The organism is Flammeovirga yaeyamensis (genome assembly GCF_018736045.1).
In the GTDB taxonomy this organism is placed as follows: domain Bacteria; phylum Bacteroidota; class Bacteroidia; order Cytophagales; family Flammeovirgaceae; genus Flammeovirga; species Flammeovirga yaeyamensis.
On the sequence record NZ_CP076133.1, the window covers coordinates 649,793 to 669,053 of the forward strand.

The 19,261-nt window shown below is 33.7% G+C and carries 17 protein-coding genes; 13 read left to right on the forward strand and 4 right to left on the reverse strand.

The genetic code is table 11. The annotated features are described in order from the left end of the window. The first annotated feature begins 102 nt into the window (after positions 1–102). The 5 genes from KMW28_RS22675 to KMW28_RS22695 all read left to right on the forward strand — a co-directional run bounded on the left by KMW28_RS22675 (position 103) and on the right by KMW28_RS22695 (position 5,800). Positions 103–1,704 carry an aldehyde dehydrogenase family protein gene (locus KMW28_RS22675; protein ID WP_169662102.1) on the forward strand — a complete coding sequence of 534 codons (1,602 nt, stop codon included), beginning with the start codon at positions 103–105 and terminating at the stop codon, positions 1,702–1,704. 226 nt (positions 1,705–1,930) lie between these two features. Then, complete coding sequence (locus KMW28_RS22680) at positions 1,931–3,352, forward strand: DUF1214 domain-containing protein (protein WP_169662101.1); 1,422 nt, start codon at positions 1,931–1,933, stop codon at positions 3,350–3,352. Between the two features lie 355 nt (positions 3,353–3,707). Next, positions 3,708–4,460 carry a hypothetical protein gene (locus tag KMW28_RS22685; protein WP_169662100.1) on the forward strand — a complete coding sequence of 251 codons (753 nt, stop codon included), beginning with the start codon at positions 3,708–3,710 and terminating at the stop codon, positions 4,458–4,460. A 4-nt stretch (positions 4,461–4,464) separates the two neighbouring features. Continuing rightward, positions 4,465–5,268 (forward strand): hypothetical protein, encoded by an 804-nt coding sequence (locus KMW28_RS22690; RefSeq protein ID WP_169662099.1) that lies wholly within the window; start codon positions 4,465–4,467, stop codon positions 5,266–5,268. A gap of 79 nt (positions 5,269–5,347) precedes the next feature. Further along, positions 5,348–5,800 (forward strand): PCMD domain-containing protein, encoded by a 453-nt coding sequence (locus tag KMW28_RS22695; RefSeq protein WP_244994592.1) that lies wholly within the window; start codon positions 5,348–5,350, stop codon positions 5,798–5,800. Positions 5,801–5,877: 77 nt separating this feature from the next. Here the strand turns inward: KMW28_RS22695 and KMW28_RS22700 are convergent, their stop codons facing one another. Beyond that, on the reverse strand, positions 5,878–6,843 hold the full coding sequence (locus KMW28_RS22700; RefSeq protein WP_169662098.1) for a helix-turn-helix transcriptional regulator: 966 nt from the start codon (positions 6,841–6,843) through the stop codon (positions 5,878–5,880). A 232-nt stretch (positions 6,844–7,075) separates the two neighbouring features. On the opposite strand from KMW28_RS22700, the gene KMW28_RS22705 reads away from it, so the two are divergent. From KMW28_RS22705 to KMW28_RS22725, 5 genes are all read left to right on the forward strand, one after another. After that, complete coding sequence (locus KMW28_RS22705; RefSeq protein ID WP_169662097.1) at positions 7,076–7,822, forward strand: DUF2490 domain-containing protein; 747 nt, start codon at positions 7,076–7,078, stop codon at positions 7,820–7,822. 197 nt (positions 7,823–8,019) lie between these two features. After that, entirely contained in the window at positions 8,020–9,162 is a 1,143-nt protein-coding gene (locus KMW28_RS22710; protein WP_215585951.1) for a DUF1214 domain-containing protein, read from the forward strand. Between the two features lie 67 nt (positions 9,163–9,229). After that, positions 9,230–9,790, forward strand: coding sequence for a hypothetical protein (locus KMW28_RS22715; RefSeq protein ID WP_169662095.1), 561 nt, complete (start codon positions 9,230–9,232; stop codon positions 9,788–9,790). A 44-nt stretch (positions 9,791–9,834) separates the two neighbouring features. Next, positions 9,835–10,521 carry an HdeD family acid-resistance protein gene (locus KMW28_RS22720; protein WP_169662094.1) on the forward strand — a complete coding sequence of 229 codons (687 nt, stop codon included), beginning with the start codon at positions 9,835–9,837 and terminating at the stop codon, positions 10,519–10,521. A gap of 199 nt (positions 10,522–10,720) precedes the next feature. Beyond that, a complete protein-coding gene (locus KMW28_RS22725; protein ID WP_169662093.1) occupies positions 10,721–11,509 on the forward strand; it encodes a neuromedin U in 789 nt (262 codons plus the stop codon). Between the two features lie 211 nt (positions 11,510–11,720). Here KMW28_RS22725 and KMW28_RS22730 read toward each other — a convergent pair whose 3' ends face one another. Both KMW28_RS22730 and KMW28_RS22735 read right to left on the reverse strand, forming a co-directional pair. After that, the gene (locus KMW28_RS22730) at positions 11,721–13,964 is read right to left on the reverse strand and encodes a TerD family protein (protein ID WP_183363891.1); all 2,244 of its coding nucleotides are present in this window, start codon (positions 13,962–13,964) and stop codon (positions 11,721–11,723) included. Between the two features lie 490 nt (positions 13,965–14,454). Next, positions 14,455–15,831: an RtcB family protein gene (locus tag KMW28_RS22735; protein ID WP_169662092.1), complete on the reverse strand. Its 1,377-nt coding sequence runs from the start codon at positions 15,829–15,831 to the stop codon at positions 14,455–14,457. 132 nt (positions 15,832–15,963) lie between these two features. Between KMW28_RS22735 and KMW28_RS22740 the strand changes: the two genes are divergently transcribed. Beyond that, complete coding sequence (locus tag KMW28_RS22740) at positions 15,964–16,989, forward strand: helix-turn-helix transcriptional regulator (protein WP_169662091.1); 1,026 nt, start codon at positions 15,964–15,966, stop codon at positions 16,987–16,989. A gap of 206 nt (positions 16,990–17,195) precedes the next feature. Here the strand turns inward: KMW28_RS22740 and KMW28_RS22745 are convergent, their stop codons facing one another. After that, entirely contained in the window at positions 17,196–17,507 is a 312-nt protein-coding gene (locus KMW28_RS22745; RefSeq protein ID WP_169662090.1) for a hypothetical protein, read from the reverse strand. 347 nt (positions 17,508–17,854) lie between these two features. Here KMW28_RS22745 and KMW28_RS22750 point away from each other — a divergent pair, with 347 nt between their 5' ends. Further along, positions 17,855–18,295 carry a hypothetical protein gene (locus KMW28_RS22750; RefSeq protein WP_169662089.1) on the forward strand — a complete coding sequence of 147 codons (441 nt, stop codon included), beginning with the start codon at positions 17,855–17,857 and terminating at the stop codon, positions 18,293–18,295. Between the two features lie 414 nt (positions 18,296–18,709). Further along, complete coding sequence (locus KMW28_RS22755; protein WP_169662088.1) at positions 18,710–19,261, forward strand: ClbS/DfsB family four-helix bundle protein; 552 nt, start codon at positions 18,710–18,712, stop codon at positions 19,259–19,261.

The window sequence follows — 19,261 nt, forward strand, 5'->3', positions numbered from 1 at the left end:
TATATCCATCAATATCAAATAAATAATTGGCCTGAATGACTTGCATGTAAATGGAGTATTAGGCACTGCTATCTCAATTTTATCAATCTAAATATCAGAAAAATGACCGCACAAGAAGCTTTTGACAATCTAGATCCTCAGGGTTGGGCACAACAACCCGCACATGTAAGACTTCATCTTTTAGAAGACGTAAGAGACCGAATGCGTTTGTTCGCAAAAGATCTTGCTCGAGAAGATGGAATAATGAAAAACGGACTGATCGGGGAAGATTTATACACAGAAGGTATGAACCTTATTGCGACTGTTGTCCCCGTGGCAAATACGCTTACGGCCTGTATTCATTTGTACGAGAACATCATAAAAGGACACATGCCGTCACCCGAAAAAATCACAAAAATCAATGATCAAATTTATGATATTGAAGTCAAGCCTTTGGATGCGAAAGATAGATTGATGGCGGCGAGTCAGAAAATGCATTTAAGAGTGAAAGGAGAGCCCAAACAAGTGAATCCAATGGATAAACCTGCAGGAATTATAGCGGTATCGGGTGCAGGAAATTACAGTAGTTCCTTGGAAATGGTGAAAGCAATGTTTTTAGAAAATAAAGCGGTAATCCATAAACCACATCAACTGAATGCAAAAACTGACGAGGTTTGGGAAAAGATATTTGAACCATTGATAGAAGCGAAAGCGATCGCGTTTATTGATCATACCGAGGGCAGGGCAATGACTACTCTCGAAGGGTTGGATAAAATATACTTTACTGGGTCAACAGCTGTAGCAAAAGCAATTGATGCGGCATCAAGCACTCCTCTTGTATCCGAGTGTGGAGGTAACAACCCTTGTATTATTGTACCGGGTGATCAACCATGGTCAAAGAAAGAAATTGAGCATCAGGCCATTCAGATTGCCACTATTTCTAAACTAAATGGAGGGGCAGTATGTGGAAGAATTCAAACCTTAGTGACATCTAAAAATTGGTCGCAAAGAGAAGAGTTTTTGGATGCACTCGAAAAGGCAATTGAAGAACAAACTCCAGCAGCAGGAACCTATTATCCTGGATCAGATAAAGTATTAGAGAAATTTATGTCGTTTTATCCAGAAGCTAAAGTGATTAAGCCAGAAGGAGGAAAATATAAAAGCGGAGATTTTGTGGTGATCAGAGATATAGAGCAAGATAGTTTTGCTGTTAAGAACGAAGCCTTTTGTCAGATTATTGATGAAGTGGCTTTGGATGTTCCATCAAATGCTGAAGAGTTTTTACCTCATGCTGTAGAATTTTGTAATACTAAATTATTAGGCACTTTGGGTAGCTGCATATTAATTGATGAAAAAACGAAGAAACATCATAAAACAGCTCTAGATTTAGCAGTGACGGATATGAAATACGGTGCAGTAACTGTCAATACAATGCCGCCATTAGTTTTCTTGAGCCCTTATTTAACTTGGGGTGGTAACGAAGAAGGAAAAGAGTTTGTTTCGGGTATCGGTAACTTTGGAAATGCTTATTGTTTCGAAAACATTGAAAAATCTATTTTAGAAGATCAGTTTGTTTCCATGGGACATATGATGAACACCAGTAAAAAAGCCTTTGAGCATTTAGGTACTAACATGGCTGATTTTGCCATGCGTCCTTCATGGGGAAAACTAACGAAGATGTTGGGAACAACTGTGGTGGATAATTTGAAGGGGAAGGATTTTTAATCGAATAATTAAAAGATAGATAGTCTAAAGTATTAATTACCTAGTTTAAATTTATTAGACTAGGTTTTTATTTATTTAGATGACTATAAAATGGTTAGTTGTTTTCAAGTTTAATAGATAAGTTTTTTTTGTTGTCAAATTTTACAATAACACTGTTGTAATATACAATTTTGTTGGTTTTGAAATGCCCAATTTTGCAGAGTATTAAAACAATAAAAAAGACAAAATGAAAATTTCAAACCATTACAAAATCATAGGCTTCTTAGCCTTCTTATGTGCATTAATCTTTGCTTATAAAACTCCTCAAAAGGAAGTGATTAATGAGTTGACAATATCAAATGATAATCAAGAGGAAGCTATAAAATTAGCAAAATGGGCCATGCCAATGGTTTCCTTCTTTTCACAAAAAGAAGCGAATAAACGAGATATGGGAGCCCTTTCAAATCAGATTTTATATTGGTCGAAACCTTTTGATCATAATAATAAAATTCTAACCCCAAATGATGTTGTATTATATATTTCTACTTCAATAGAAACATTTAATGGACCCATGGTATTAGAAATACCAAAGGAAGAAGAAAATATAGGTTTATTTGGTTCCATCCTAGATCCATTTATGGTTCCTTTAGAAGATATTGGAGGTGCAAATGGTATTGATAAAGGTATAGGGGCTAAGTTATTGATCACTCCTCCAAATTATGATAAGGCAATCTCATCAGAATACAAACAAATACACAGTGAGCATTTTAATACTGTTGCAGGCATTAGAATCACTCCAAAATCATTTGATGAAAAAGATTTGAAAGATGCTATCGATTTTATTCATAAAATGAAATTGTATCCTTTGGGTTCTCATCAAGAAACAATTTTTGTTGATGGAGGAAACAAACCCTATGATCCCACTCCAAAATATGATGAAACTTTCTTCCAATGGGTAGATCATTATATCCAAACGGAAAATCATAAGACAATAGATTCTACTTTTATTCAGAAAATGGAAGTAGTAGGAATCAAGAAAGACAAGGAGTTTTTTCCAGATGATTCTCATAAAAATATAGCCGTTAAAGTCAAAAATGAACTTCAGGAAGGTTTTAGGAATATAGGGAATCAATTTTTTCCTAACTCAAATTGGACCACACCTGTAGACCCAGTTGAGCCAGCAACACAATTTACATATGTAGATGAAAATGGAAATTATCATTGGGAAACAAGGGCTCAGACTTTCCATTGGGCTATTTGGGCACCTAAACATTTAGGTAAAGAAACTTTCTACTTGGTAGGTCAAAAAGATGATAAAAATGATGTGTTGTCAAGCCAACAAACTTATAGCTTAACAGTTCCTGCCAATGTACCTGCAAGACAATTCTGGTCGGTAAATGTATATGAATTAGAAACAGGAGGAACATTCTTTAGTGATGTTGAAAAGGTAGCTATTTCATCCTTAAACGAAGATTTATTAGAAAATGAAGACGGATCGGTAACCTTAACTTTTGGTCCCAATTGTCCAGAAGGATACCCCTTATCAAACCATGTCCCAACTGTAGGAAATGGTACTTGGTTCACATTATTTAGATGGTATGCTCCATCACCAGAACTTTTCTCAAAAGATTCCGATAGATGGACTTTAGGTGACTTTAAAAAATTATAAGCTTTTACAATTATTCTTTGAAGTATCAAGGTTATTTGATCCAAAAAACCTTTCATAGAAAAACTTGGAGACCAAGTGAGATTCAATTGCTAAAGTAGCATCAAAATAAATTTATGATATCAATGTCCCTAGAATGAATGTTTTAGGGACATTTTTCTATATAACAAATTGATAAAACTACTTCTCATTTTTTACTATTGAACTGTTGTTATTTACAATTTTAAGATCAGTTAAAACCTCATTTTTGTACTGTAATCAATAACTAATTGTGGTCGACAACAAATAAGGCTTTGATGTAAAAAAGAACAAGAAAGTGATTTACCTCTTTCTTCGAATACGAATTAATCTTTCAATAATGAAAACAATATCAATCTATTTTCTACTACTCATTAGTAGTATATCTATTTCTTTTGCACAAGGAAATGAAAACGATCCTCAATTTGATCGAGGAATAATTGACCGAGTATTTATACCAAAGGGTCAATGGTTAGTTGGTGCAACATTTAATTATTCAGAACATAGCAATGACAATTACCAGATATTAATGTTGAAAAATTGGGAAGGTAAAGGTCATAATATTAAAGTAAGTCCTTTCTTTGGGTATTTTTTAAAAGATAATTTGGCTTTAGGAGGGCGATTTACCTACGTCAGAAATGAACTAAATATTGATGAATTGCAATTTGATTTAGGCGATGATATTAATATTTCTATTGACGGAGTTTCTAATATGTCACATACCTATTATACCTCAATATTCATGAGAAACTATATTAGTTTAGGTAAAGGAAATCGCTTTGGGTTGTTTAATGAAACGAGTGTATCGTATGGTTATGGCCAATCGAAAAGTGTGAATATTCAATCAGGCCCACATGATGTTTATGGAGTTTATTCTACTTCTCATGAATTGAATATTGGAATGTCTCCAGGCATGGTTGCTTTTATTAATAACAATATAGCACTGGAGGTTAAAATGGATATTATTGGTTTTAATATGAAGACTACAGAACAAATTGAAAACCAAATCGATACAGGTTCTAGAAGAACAAGTAGTGCTAATTTCGACATCGACATCTTCTCTTTAAACATTGGCTTAACTTTATTTATCTAAACTCATGAAAAAATTATTTATAATTCTGATTTCAATTTTTGGTCTAAGTGCTTGTATCAAAAATGATGTTCCTTTTCCATATGTCTTTGGGGAAATATTTAGCTTAACCATAGAGGGACAAAATGGTCATTCATCTATATCAACAGAAAATCAAACTGTAGAAATTATTGTACCTTTTGGTACCGATAAATCACAGCTAAGTATTGCAGATTTTGAAATAACAGAAGGAGCGACGTGTTCTCCTGATATAAATGAGGTGGAAGATTTTTCATCACCAGTAAAACTTACAATTTCTACTTATCAAGATTATGAGTGGACTGTTACCGTAATTGAAGATGATTTTGAAATAGATTTTCATCAATTTAAAATCAAAGGACAAACTTCATCTGAAATAGAGATAGATCGTCGAAGAATTGAAGTAATTATTCCTGATTCTTTAGAAATTAAAAATCTATCAGTGATATCATTTGATTATGCTCCAAAAGAAATAATCGTTTCTCCAAACCCATCAGAAGTTCATGACTTTTCATCACCAGTAAGTTTCTTCTTTGATGATATAGAATGGATCGTTGAGGTACAATATGAAGATGATGAAATAGAAGAAGAAATAGACGGGAATCAAATTCTTTATTCTGATTTTCAGAAATGGTATTATGGAGGACGAAAGGCAAATGAATCTTCAGATAAAAGAAAATTCTACCTTCCTGGAGAAAACTTTGATGATACCCCATGGAGAACAGGTGATGTTGGCGCTGCTGACTTATTCCTCCCTGCTTCGGTAAAAACGGTAAAATCCTTATCCCGATAAAGAAAATTATGAATACACGACGTTAAAGACCACATCCACATTAGGTGTTATTGCAGCAGGATCGCTTTTCGTTGGAGATATTCAAGGGAGCGGAATGGCCAATGTAAAAACAGATTTTGGTATTCCATTTACAGATAAACCCAAAAGTTTTACAACGTCGATACAGTATCTACCAGAGATGTATAATAATGATCTGGACAAGTGTGACATCTATGTTTTGCTACAAGTGAGAGAAGGTAGTGGTGATCAAGAAAAACGCTACAGATTGGCAACGGCATGGTTTAGATCGGATGAAACAATGCAAACTTTTGAGACCATTGATATTCCGTTTTTATATGGTAACCATAGTGATTTAAAGTCGTATATGCTTCCTTCTGAAAACAACGAAATGATGCCTGAACATGGGTTTGCACCAGAAGATGATACTCCAACACATATTATAGTGGTTTATTCTTCAAGTTTTGATGGAGCGAATTTTAAAGGTGGTGTTGGAAGTGAATTAAGAGTAAAAGAATTTGAGTTAAAATATTAATTATAAAATCACATTTCGCTCAACATCAATTTAGAAACACAACTCTCCTAAAGTCATATTTAGGAGAGTTTATTTTTTTAATTTCTGATTGCACTCGGCAAACAATCAAAATTCTTTTTAAAGCTTTTAGTAAAGTGGCTTTGATCATTAAACCCAAGAGATAAAGCGATATCAGTTAGTGAACGATCAGAAGATTCAAGTAAGCGATACGATTCATTCAACCTTTCCGCTAATAAATATTGATAAGGTGGCATGCCAAAGACTTTTTTAAAGTTGGCTCTTAACTTAGTAGGAGACATCGCAAACGTTTTACTAAGCATATCGATATCCGGCGGAGTATCAAGATTTTTTGATAATAACTCTCTAATAGCAAACAATTTACTGAGTTCCACATCAGGAATTCCGAATTTCTCTTTATCATCGTGTCTCTTGTATAGTTGAACGAAAAAGTAAGTGCTTAATTCTATTGCTTTGGCAGAGATCAATCCTTTTTTACCCACTTCAAGTTTTTGATAAGAAAATATATCTTTGATTAATTTAGAGAAAGTGGGTGTCATACTTTCAAATAAAATCCAAGGTGATTGGTTAACGATAATTTCTTCTAATTTATCCCATTTAGATTCTGCAAATTCCAACCATGCTTCTATAGGAATATGAACGGCCAACCATTTAATTTTTGTATTCTTTTTTAGTTGGATATTTTGCTCTGTATAGGTATTAAATAGCGTTGCACCATTTTCTTTTCCTTCTCCGATCGCGGTATCATTTTCACCGTGGGTGATATCAGATTCTAAAATGAAACGAAGAACTACTGATTTCATCGCATTAGGCTTAATTGTCACATTGGTATCCACAGTTAATTTACCCTCAAATAGGACAATATGAATATCACCAAAAAACTTTATGATTTCGTAGTTAAATAACTCGTTATTTGATTCATAATGGAAGCCTAAATCGGATATACTACCATTAGGAAAAGCTTTGTGTAATTCATCTAAAATATTACGCTTAGAATCAATAAAACTGAGTTCAATATTTCTCATGTTGTCTAGTATAAAAGTAAAAAGTATAGGCCTATGGTGTATTCTGAAAAGCTTTTGACTTAAAGAAAATTTAAACTACTTAAATTCTATCAATTTAAAAACATAGTACTCATTAAAGACTTTAAGACCTATTATTAAAAGGTGTCATTTTTTACCAAGGGCTTGTTATTTCATACAATTTGAAGATGTCCATAAAAGCGACTTTTGCAGAGTACTAATTTCTTCAATAAATATGAAATCTATCCATTTTAAAATTTCTCTGCTGATCATCTGTTATTTATTTATCAATAAAGTAAACGGACAAGATATTTCCACTCAAGACAATCTGACACAACAGATTTGGACAAGTTATAAAATGACTTCTAAGGTAAAAGAAAATACTTCTATAGCTGCTGAGTTTGGCTTTAGAACCATCTCTCCAAAAGCTTGGAATAGGTATTATGTAAACCCAAGTGTTAGTTTTTCATTACCCAAAATTATGTTTAAAAAACTGCAATATAAAGAGTCTTTATTTGGGGGAATGTCAGTGTTTTTTACAGATAATAATGAAGTTGCCAACCGATTAGAGTTAAGACCCTATCAGGGATATGCCTTAGATTGGCCCAATTGGCCACGATTAAGATTAAGACATTCTCTAAAATTTGAAGAAAGATTCGAACTGAATACCAGTAATTGGAAAAACGATTTTGGCTTTCGTTTTCGATATTTATTGGAACTGAATTTACAACTTCAAGGAGATGTCTTCCAGGAGGCAAAAGGGATTTATTTTCCCATTTCAGCAGAATTCTTTTGGAATTTGGTGGGGACGAAACAATTTAATGATGTGGTGAGGACTAATGTTGGAATTGGATCTGTATTGTCTAAAAATTGGAGAGGAGAAATTAAAGTAGGATATAATTATTCACGAGATACAATTGTAGAAGATTTTAAGACAAACGATATCATTTATCAAGCTAGATTATTTTTTACCATTCCATAAATATCAAATCATAACAATGTTGTGATACGCCTCTAGAGATAGATTTTCTAGGGGCGTTTTTTTATTTGTATTTAATGATCAAATAAAAAAATGAAGAATGTTATTTTTTACAATACCCTTGTTGTTTTCTACAATTTATTGCCTCACCAACCCACTACTTTTGTAATGTAATAATTAATCAAATCAATCTATAAACAATGAAAACAATGAAAACAATGAAAAACAATCCGATCGTTAAAGTTTATGCTAGAATAAAAAAATACTCTGTAATTATGTTTACTTTAGTAATTATCTCCATCATTTTTGGCAATGCTGTTAAGGCGCAAGATAATGTGCCTGCCCATAGAGTTCAAGAATATATTCATTGGTATCCCGCCATTAAGCAAATAGAAATGAGAGATACTTGGGCGGAGAATCACAAACCAGGGGAATGGCAAATTACCGGTATGGTTACCGCCAAAGATAAAACAGTAATTACTCCTCAAGCGGATGTAAATTATGCTTATTCTTGGTTCAATATTTCAGAAGAACCTGTGGTCATAAATATGCCTGAGTATCATTTATATTATTCAGTAAGTATTTTTGATATGAATCATTTCAGTCAAGTGGTTATTGCTCCTAAAAAGGCAGTTGTGATCCGTTTACCTCATCAAAAAAGTCCTATTGAGGATGCACATGAGATCGTTTTGGCAACCAACCAAGGTTTAGCTTTTGCGAGACAAGTGGTGGTTAATAATGAAGCTGAAGTAATTGAGCTATCTAAAAATATCACTATCGATGGGAAACAAGGTGATAAGCCATTTATTGTCCCAGAATTTACTGATGAGGTAAAAGATGCTGGCGATAAAATTATTCAGGAATATGCCATGAAAGTGCAAAATGCGAGAAAACTTTTTGGTTCAACCTATGATGGTGTTGGCGATTTAGATAGAGCTGCCGGTGTATTTTTAGGCCAATTAGGAACGGAAGCCTATGTGGTTGATTATGCACAATATGTAAAAGACCAAAATGGTGAAATCCTAAATGGTCAAGATAGTTATGAAATTGTAGTGCCTATGACTTCTTTGATGAAGAACGATACAGGTTATTGGTCGTTGACCCTATACAATATGGAGGATAGATATTTGATCGAAAACCCTCAAAATAAATATGTAGTAAGTTCTTACAATGCTGTTGCTGATGAGGACGGTATTATCAGATTAAGAATAAATCCTACGGGTGAGGGCGTGAATGGTATACCTACAAATGGGAATACTTTCTACGGAGTGTTCAGGGTGTATGAGCCAGAAATGGGCGTTGAATTCCCTGAAATCAATAAGGTAGAAAATAAAAGTAAATAATCTCAAGTAATAAGTGGCGGGTTTAGGCTCGCCACTACAATCATTCAATCTTTAATTCTCATTTACTATGATTGCTATTATAGCTCAAACAATCATTTCATCCATTAGTATCCCTACAGAAGCTCAAAATATAAATATCCATTTGTTGAATGGTGAGGTAGTTTCCATTTCAAAAGCAGAATGGAAAAGAGGGAAAAAATATTCTGATGAAAACACCATCGTTTACAAAAGAAAAAAAGAATACTTCGAGGTACATAAAGATCAAATTGATTACGTTCAATACGAATCGTTAGACACCTATGAAAAAACGGTTGATTTTATGTCGGAGTATGCTAGAATAAATGATTTAGACGAACACGTATTAAATTATTATCATACCAAAAGACATAAAAATTCCAGAACTTCTCAAACCTTTGCCGTTGGTGCATGGACTATTGGTGCATTAGCTAACCCTTGGTTTCTGGCTGTAGCCCCACTTCCAACAAGTCAGGCTGTAAAACATATGAAAGGAGTAGATTATCAATATGTTTTAAGAGGCAAAGAATGGAGGGAGTGCAAAAAGAGGCAGAAAGAAAAAGTGAAGTCTCTAAAAGCAAAGGCGAAAGCATTAAAAGAATCAAAAAATTAGAAATACAAAATAAAATATATATCCATTATTAAATTAAATAAATTATGATCGAGAAAATTAAATCATCCGTAAAGTATTGGTTTTTACTTATTATAGCAGGAATAGTTTTTATATCAGGAGGTATTTTAACCTTTACATTTCCTTTAGAAAGTTATCTTACTATAGCTGCAGTATTTTCTTATTTATTTTTAATTGAAGGACTTTCCGAAGTAATATTTTCAATAGTAAATAGAAAAAAAATTAAAGGTTGGGGATGGACGCTAGCATATGGGGTATTATCAATTGCTTTTGGTATATTTTTGATAATCAACCCAACATTATCAGCTTCAGCTATGCCTTTATATTTAGGTTTTTTATTCTTAGCGAAATCAATCGTAGGAATAGTGGTTGGTGTTGCATTTAAAAAAGAGACAGGCTTTGGTAATCATTTAATTGGTATAGGAGCACTTGGTGGAATACTGTCTTTAATGTTACTGTATAACCCATTATTTGCTGGTTTTACTATCCTATTTATGGTGGGGATTCTATTAATAACCTCTGGTATATATAGTATTATATATGGAATAGAATTTAGATCATTAAATAAAAAAATCAAACAATCAGAAAAAGTAAAAGAAGAAAAAAATGATACTGATAGTGCTGCTAATAATCAGTCAAATGAGACAGAAAAAGAGTGTGAACCCACTACTGATATCAAGGAAGAAGTAGTAAATGATAAAGAACTTTCTTAAGCATAATTTTAATAACTAATCAGATTATCTAGTTTGCTGTGGCCAAGTCTAATTTTAGATGATGGCCATAGCTTTTTTACATAAATACAATAATTATAATCAATCATTTTTTACCATTGAACTGTTATTATTTACAATTTATTGCTTCTTAAAAACATCAATTTTGTAGTGTAATCAATAATTAAAAATCTCTACAAAAATGAAAAAATCTATTTTACTACTTTCGATCATTTACTTTGTAAGCAGCCAATTAATAAAAGCTCAGAAAGATGAGTTAGCAGCCAAATTACAAAACCCATTAGCGAATATCATTGCATTACCTGTACAGCATAATTTTGGAGTGGGTTCTCCCGTTTATGAAGGTACGGTATATTCAATGTCATTACAACCCATTATCGCTAACGAACATAAACATTTTAACCTTATTCATAGAGGGGTATTTGCTGTTTCTCATTTGCCTGCTACTGCAGAAAGTGAAAGTATTACAGGCGTTTCCGATCTAAATTATTCATTCTTCCTATCACCAAAGAAAACTGGAAAATTAGCCTGGGGTGTTGGTCCATCAATCGATATGCCTACAGCATCAAATGACTTGCTAGGAACAGGAAAATGGGGAGCAGGAGCTGCTGTTGTTATGGTTTATCAAACACCAAAATGGACTTTTGATATGGTGGTAAGACAAACGTTTTCATTTGGAGGAGATGCAAATAGAGATGATGTACATAATTTCGTTTGTCAGGCTCTTACAGCCTATGGTATTGGAAACGGTTGGGTAGTGAATACTTTCCCTACGATAACTGCGAATTGGAATGCAGATAAAGGTCAAAAATGGACAGTTCCTCTCGGGGGAGGTTTTAATAAGTTAGTGTTTGTTGGAGGTAAAGTCCCCGTAAATATTGGAGCACAATATTATCATAATGTGGTTAGACCAGATAATGCTCCAAAAGGGGAGTTTAGGATTGTAACGACGATTGTTTTGAGGAAATAATATTTAAATTTTAAAAATTATTATATCATTAATATTTCTAGGACTGAAGTTCTAGGCTGGTGATAATTATCCCTATCAAGACTTAAGTCTTGATAGGTTTGGATGAGTATTTTCCACGCCTTAATTTTTAAAGACTTTAGTCTTAAAAATCTAATTATCACCAGCCTCAGACTTGAGTCTGGGTTTTTTTACCAATGTTCAGAGCCATACCTCACCCCAACAACACCCGACTCACTTCCGATGTATTCTTAGCCCAAGCCAAATCATATACCTCATCAGCGGCTTCAGCGTCTTTCACAATGTCCAACTCGTGCACTTCTGATTTTATTTTTAAAAGCTCACCAATTTTGGTCTTTGCTTCTAATTTTTTTAAAAAAGTTTCCACACCAGTTACATCTAAGTTTTGGATTCTTTGTCCTTGGAAACTCATTTCTAACCAAACGATTTCTCGCTTTTCGATATTAAGCATCCCAAAGACTAAACCCTTTGTCACCGACTGACTAATTCGAATTTGATGTTGAACAGCACTTGGATCATAGGCGACTCCTTTTTTTGAAATCTTCATTGGATATTTACTATTCATCCAACCGACTACCAAATTTGGAGTAAGACTCCCATTCGTGAAAGCATTACAAGTGAAGGTAACATACTTTGCACCTAATTTTAAAAGTGTATTGATATTAACATCGATATATTCGGCAGTTCCCACTTTATCTGGAATATGTCTGATATCACCACTATGTTGACAGCCGTCGATCGTTAATCTAGAATAAGAACAATAATCGACTTTATCAATGTAGGCAACTTGACAACTTAAATCCATATCCAAATGTTGGGCTGGCAAACCTTCACCCCATTGCAAAAAGAGTCTTACTTTGTCTCCCTCCACTTTAAAACGTGTTCCCATCAAAGCGCTTGATGTATCTTGTATTGTTTCTGAACGATCTCCAATAGCCAAAGGCATACGATACAAGACATCTTCAATGAACATGGTTTTATTGTCATTTTTATCCAACAAAAACTTATTTTTGATAGACGTTAAAGTCAATCCTTTCACCAACTCTTGCATATCTCTCAAGGCATCATCATCGTAAAACTGAAGCATCTTATTTGGAGGAATACTTTTCTTTACACCACCTAAAGGTTGTACTGACCTATCATTATTTTTGTTGAAATAATTCTCTGCATACATATCTAAAGTGATCACCAAACGAGAAGGAATTTGATCAATGATCTGTTCAAATTGCTCAATAGTCTTCTTAGGTCCAAACCAAAGCATGGTAGAAAACAATGAACGAGCAAAGGCTCCCGGACGTTTCTTTAAAAGAGAAAAGGTTTGATCCGCATCCGATTTTAATTTGAAATGATTGACTTTTCCTTGCCATACTTCATAGTCTTTATTGTAAAAGGTATCCAACCAAATCGCCAGTTTTTTAAAGCCTTTTTTCTTACTGTATTCAGCCAATCGTAAGGCACGAATTACCCTCACCCAAATATTTCTTTTGGAGTGCATCAATTCGCATTGAGCTTTTACATCCATCGATAAATTAGTTAACCAAGTAGCATATTGCCTGCATTCTTTACGTGTAAACTTTAACTTCAATTTTTCTTTTGCAACAATAGTTGCTAAAGCGGAAGAATCTTCGCTAGAATTTAAATGATTATTGTTTTTCGATTGACGACTAACGAGGGTTTTTACCTCGATAATTTGAAGAAAACCTGTGTGTTTATACCATAAATAACGTAAAACATCATTAGGTGATTTGAAAAGAAATTGTGCTTCTTTTGCCATATCATTTTCTACTAAGTAGTCGATGACTAACATAGTAGTTTCTTTCATTTTAATATCTACATCAGAAGACACCCCAAACTCTTTTATTAAAATTTTCAGATCATCTTTTTGGGTAGCATCCAATGCGACAGGACTTTCCAAAAGCGATATCAAATACCCTTTTAGTTGTGAAACTGTCCATAGTTCTAATACAGTCAATTTATTTTTTGAAGGTTGAAGCTTTAATTCTTCAAATTCAAAAGGAGTTCCACAGAAAGGGCATCCGTTATAACGTTCTAAAGGAAATGTGTTCTCTGGAATATAGTGGCCACATGCGAGTTTTGTAACCATTGGTTTTTGGAACACATTGGCAAAAAAGGTAATTTTATGATCCATCACTGACTCATTAGTGGGAATATCCCACTGTTTCACTAATGGCATCCAGTTTTTCTCTACACCTTTTACCTCTTTTAATAAATTGAAGAGGTCTAATTGTACATTCTGTTCACACTGATTGACCTCTCTCAATAGTTCTTCAGAGAAAGTAAACCCCAAATTCGCACAGTTTGCTACAAGTAATGAGGTAGTGTGATGTAAGTCTATAGCATTAGTTACCGTCTTATTATTTGATGGAATAAACAATGCATTTTTTCTTAAAGCGACTTTTTGTAAATCTTTATTCATAATAATTAGTTTTTTAAATCAGGTAATCTTGTTTCTAGTTATTTTCCTTAAATAGAAGGACGAACCCTAGAAGTAAGAAACAATTGACCTTGAAAATATTGGGTAATCTAGAGGCTAGTTTAACCGATTATCCTCTTTTGGAGGCTCAGGAATCGAACCTGAATCTGAAGTAAGCATCTATTGACCCATGAGTAAGAAATAAGTCAGTAACATTTGTCCAAGTGAGGACATTCACCAAAAATTTAGCAGAACAGGTGGGATTCGAACCCACGACTCAAGTATTTAAATGAGTGAAGTAAGTATAAATTGACCATTGGTAATCTGAAAACTACTGGATTTGAACCAGTATTCCCGAAGGCTTACAAATTTGAAGTAAGTAAACATTGACCAATTGGTAATCATTATACTGACTTACCTTGCTCTACCAACTGAGCTACTGTTCTGATGTATATCAAAGTTGAAGTGCGACTACGCAACTAATTTGCGTAGTCTATTTTTTTCTTTTCCAAGGAGCATTTTTTTGCCAATCCCCAGCCATAATAGAACCAAAAGGAAGGATTTCATCCACGATTTCACCCAATCCAAATTCGTTCATTTGTTTTCTCACCGTCTTGGCATCTTTGTACGCTGAAGGCAATTCTGTAATATCGACTTCGTTTGAGTAGAATCTCACGTCCAAGCCTTTTGTTTCCTCAGCAAAAATTTCGGCTATAGTTTTATCACCTTTATTTTTTCGATGCTGAGATCGACTCAGATTTCTGCCAGCACCATGTGGGGCAAAACCTAAATTTGTATCACTTTTTGTGCCTTTTACCACTAAAATAGGTTCAGCCATATTCAAAGGAATCAAACGCAAATCAGAATCTTCTGGCATGAAGCTTTTGTGTAAGGGTGTCGCCCCTTTGGCATGATAAAATTTATCATCTTCTTTAAAGACAAAATTGTGTTCATTCCAAAAGCGATCCTTCACATCTATAGATAATTTATCGGCAATATCATCATGGATACAAGTGTGGTTTTGTTTTGTCCACTCTCTTATTATTTGAAGTGCCTTCCAATATTCCTGACCTTCATTGGTCTCGAAAGGAATCCAAGCATTTTGTTTAAGTGTTTTAGGCGATAATTTTCTTCTGAATTTCTCAGCCACTTTCATCCCCGATTTAAACAATTTTGCCCCTGGAGCCCTCGACCCGTGGTGAGTGACAACTACTGTATTTCCCGTATTTTTTGATGTTCCCACAAATAAAAAGTGGTTACCATCTCCTTGAGTACCTAAATGCTTTCTTGCATCTGCAATCATAAATTTTTGATTTAAAAATGCATTCTCTTCGAAAGCAATCAATAGCTCTTTAGGAAATCGGTATTGATCATCTCTACTTCTTCCCCCTGGACCAAAATGAGTCGCCTCATGTGCCGCGTCTAAGATTAACTTCGGGTCGACTTTTCCATAATCAGACAACATCAAAGAGCAACAGATATCGGCACTGTGCATCCCAGGGTGGATGGCATTTTCAGTTACCACAACACCTCCAACTGGAATTGTTCCAACAGCTCCACTTGGGCAAGCATCAGGCATAATAGCACCATCGATAACTGTAGGTGTTTTCATCACCTCATTCATTGTTTTTACTACCGATGCCACATTGGATTCTTCCAATTCATTTTCACCTTTAATGTTGATGGCAAAATCAACTGCTTTTTCATGAAGTTCAATGATTGGATCTGATTTGAATTGCTCCAAATAAATCATCATCTCTTCATCTGAAAGCCCGTTTTCATTGATGTGGTTGATGGCTTCTTGAAACCACTTATCAGGTCTAAAACCTAATTCGATTAAGGTATATCCATTAATATTTTTCTTTTCCATGATTATAAAAATTTAATCATCTGAAGGAAGATATTCAATTTTTTACTTCCTTCTTTTTGATAACACTTCAAAGGTGAAATCTTACTACGCAACTATTTTGCGTACTTGCAAACAATTTTTAATTTTGTTGTTATGGCACAAAATAAGAATGCTTTAATACGCTATAAAACTATTGATAAATGTCTGCAAAACAGATATAAAGAGTGGACTCTTGATGATTTGATTGAAGCTTGTTCGGAAGCATTGTACGAATATGAGGGTAGGGACATTAACGTGAGTAAAAGAAGCGTGCAATTGGATATTCAGATGATGCGTAGTGATAAACTTGGTTATAACGCTCCTATTGTGGTCTATAATAAGAAGTACTATAAATACGATGATGACAATTATTCGATCATGAATATTCCATTGAATGAGAATGACATGAGTATATTGTCCGAGACCGTAGAGATGCTGAAGCAGTTTAAAGACTTCTCTTTATTCTCTGAGTTAGGTGGCATTATCAAAAGGTTGGAGGATAAGGTGTATTCTGAAAAGACAAATCAGCCTTGTATCATTCATTTTGATAAAAACGAAAACCTTAAGGGGCTTCAACATTTGGATATCATCTATCAGGCGATTTTGAAAGAGGTATGTTTAAATGTGAAGTATCAATCTTTTACTGCTAAGAAACCTACACATATCGTATTCTATCCTTATATATTAAAGGAGTTTAATAATCGATGGTTTATGGTGGGTAAACGAAAGAACAATCGAGTAATTCTCAATTTTGCTTTAGATAGAATTATGGAAATTGACTATAATTTTGTCGATGAATATATCAAAGAGCCTTTTGATGGAGAAAAATACTATAAAGATACCATTGGGGTTACGGTGATGAATAAGAAGCAATTATATGAGTGTCATCTAAAAGTAAACAAAATCAATGCTCCCTATGTATTGACCAAACCGATTCATCAATCTCAAAAACTAGTAGAAGAATTGGAAGATGGTAGTGTTATTATCTCCGTCTATGTACATATTAATTATGAGTTTGAAAGAATTATTTTAGGTTTTGGCGATAGTATGGAAGTGATAAAGCCTTGGACATTGAAAAGTAGAATGAAGTGGAGGTTAAAGAAGGCGTATTTGAATTATGAGAAGGAGAAGGAAGATTGAATTAATTGTAAATGCAAAATTCCATTCATGCCTAGGCCTGAAGTCCTAGGCTGGTGATAATTATACCTATCAAGACTTAAGTCTTGACAGGTTTGGATGAGTATTTTCCACGTCAAAATTGTTAAAGACTTTAGTCTTTAACAATCTAATTATCACCAGCCCCAGACTTGAGTCTGGGACTCGGACTCCTGATGATTTTTTGTTGCCTAAATGTATTTTTGAAAAAGAAAATAGATGGACAACACTGCAAATATTGGCCCCCAATATTGAATATTAATCCAAAAAAGAGTGTGATTGGGTTTAATGACAACTTCTTTTCCAGAAGTCTTATCAATAAAAGTTTGTGCTTCTTGCTGATTCCATCTTTTACCCATGAACCAACAGAAAAGTGCGGTAATCATAAACGTAATACCAAAACCTAAATCTGCTTTTAAATCTGGTAAAACAAATGCACTAAAAATAAAAGAGGCTACTAATACTAGGATGGCTAAAATGCCTTTTCCTGACCATACGACCATAATAAAAAAATTGTGCTTTAATAGAGTTAAAGAGTCTATTTAGCTAGTTTGACATAATACTTATCTCGAAGAGAAAGATTGCTTTAATAAATGTCTAATATACTGAGAAACTAATTTTTGTAAAAACTTTACCAGTAATGTTTTTAGTGTTTATAATCACTATTTTCGCTACTTTAAAGTGTTTTTAAAATAACATTCCATACGTTATTCTTTTTGGGGAAACTTTTATAGTTTGAAGGAGTGGTACTCATCAAAATTCTGAAGACTTTAGTCGTTATGGATCTAATTATTCCAAACCTCAGGATTCAATAAATGATTAATATCTTTGTGAAAAATTAGAAACAAACATGAAAATAATCACATCAATAATCTACCTATTACCAATAATAATTTTCATCGCCTGTCAAAAAAACGATGGACAAGATACACCTGATTTAGATCAAAATCTAAATGAGGTAATTATCAGTTTAGAAGAATATAATCTAGCACCTAGAGATTATGTGGCTCTAGAATCATATAAAATAGAAGATGATTCATTAAAAATAACATATAGCTCTAGTGGATGTAGTGGTGATTCTTGGGAGGTGAGGTTGATTGATTCAGGATTGATATTAGAATCTTATCCCCCTCAAAGAAGTTTGGTGTTTTCCTTTAAAAATGATGAAGCTTGTGAGGCCTATATCACTAAAGAAATAGCATTTGATATATCAAAGTTGAAAATAGAAGATGATAGTGTCTATTTGAATTTGACGAATTGGGGTGTTTCTGTTTTGTATATAGATAAATAATATACACTCAAGGTTAAAATCCTAAGGTGTTGATAATTATGCCTTTTAAGACTGAAGTCTTGAAAGGCTTTACCGTGTTCTATTACGATCATAACAATTTCAATGATCGAATGTACACATCAAAATTCGTAAAGACTTCAGTCTTTAGGAATCTAATTATTCCGAGCCTCAGGATTTATCCTGGAGTATATATACCATCATTATTTGTACGAATTTTTTCTTTCTATTTTGATACCCTTCTAAACCAACAACACCATTTTTTGAGAATGATCGTCATTTTTTTACCCTGCATTATTCCCCTACTTGGGATTGTAATATTATGACCTGATTTGTTTATGACCTAAATATGAATTGAAAATAGATACTTACTATAAATAATCAGGTGACCTACTCCAGAAAAATGATCTAAATGTCATGGCACGACCAACAACAAAAATTGAATTAATAGAAACAGCAGCAGCAAAATTCGATAAACTTTGGGAGATAATAGATGCGATTCCTCAAGAAATTATGGAAGTACCTTTTGATTTTTCTAATGACCCTAAGAAAAAAGAAGCCCATTGGACACGCGATAAAAACCTTAGAGATGTATTGGTGCACTTGTTCGAGTGGCATGAATTACTATTAAATTGGATCAATTCGAATACCGAAGGGGAGGAGATGCCTTTCTTGCCGCACCCATATAATTGGAAAACTTACGGAGAGTTAAATCAGGAATTTTGGTGTAGACATCAAGAGACAAAATTAGAAAGTGCCAAAGAAATGCTTAAATTGAGTCATAATGCTGTAATGGAATTGATAGAGGAATTTACAGATAAACAGTTGTTTACAAAAAAATATTTCGATTGGACAGGCACTACGACTCTTGGAAGCTATTGTGTATCGGCTACTTCAAGTCATTATGATTGGGCAATTAAAAAACTGAGAGCACATAAAAAGAATGTGATGATCGAAATGCATGCATAA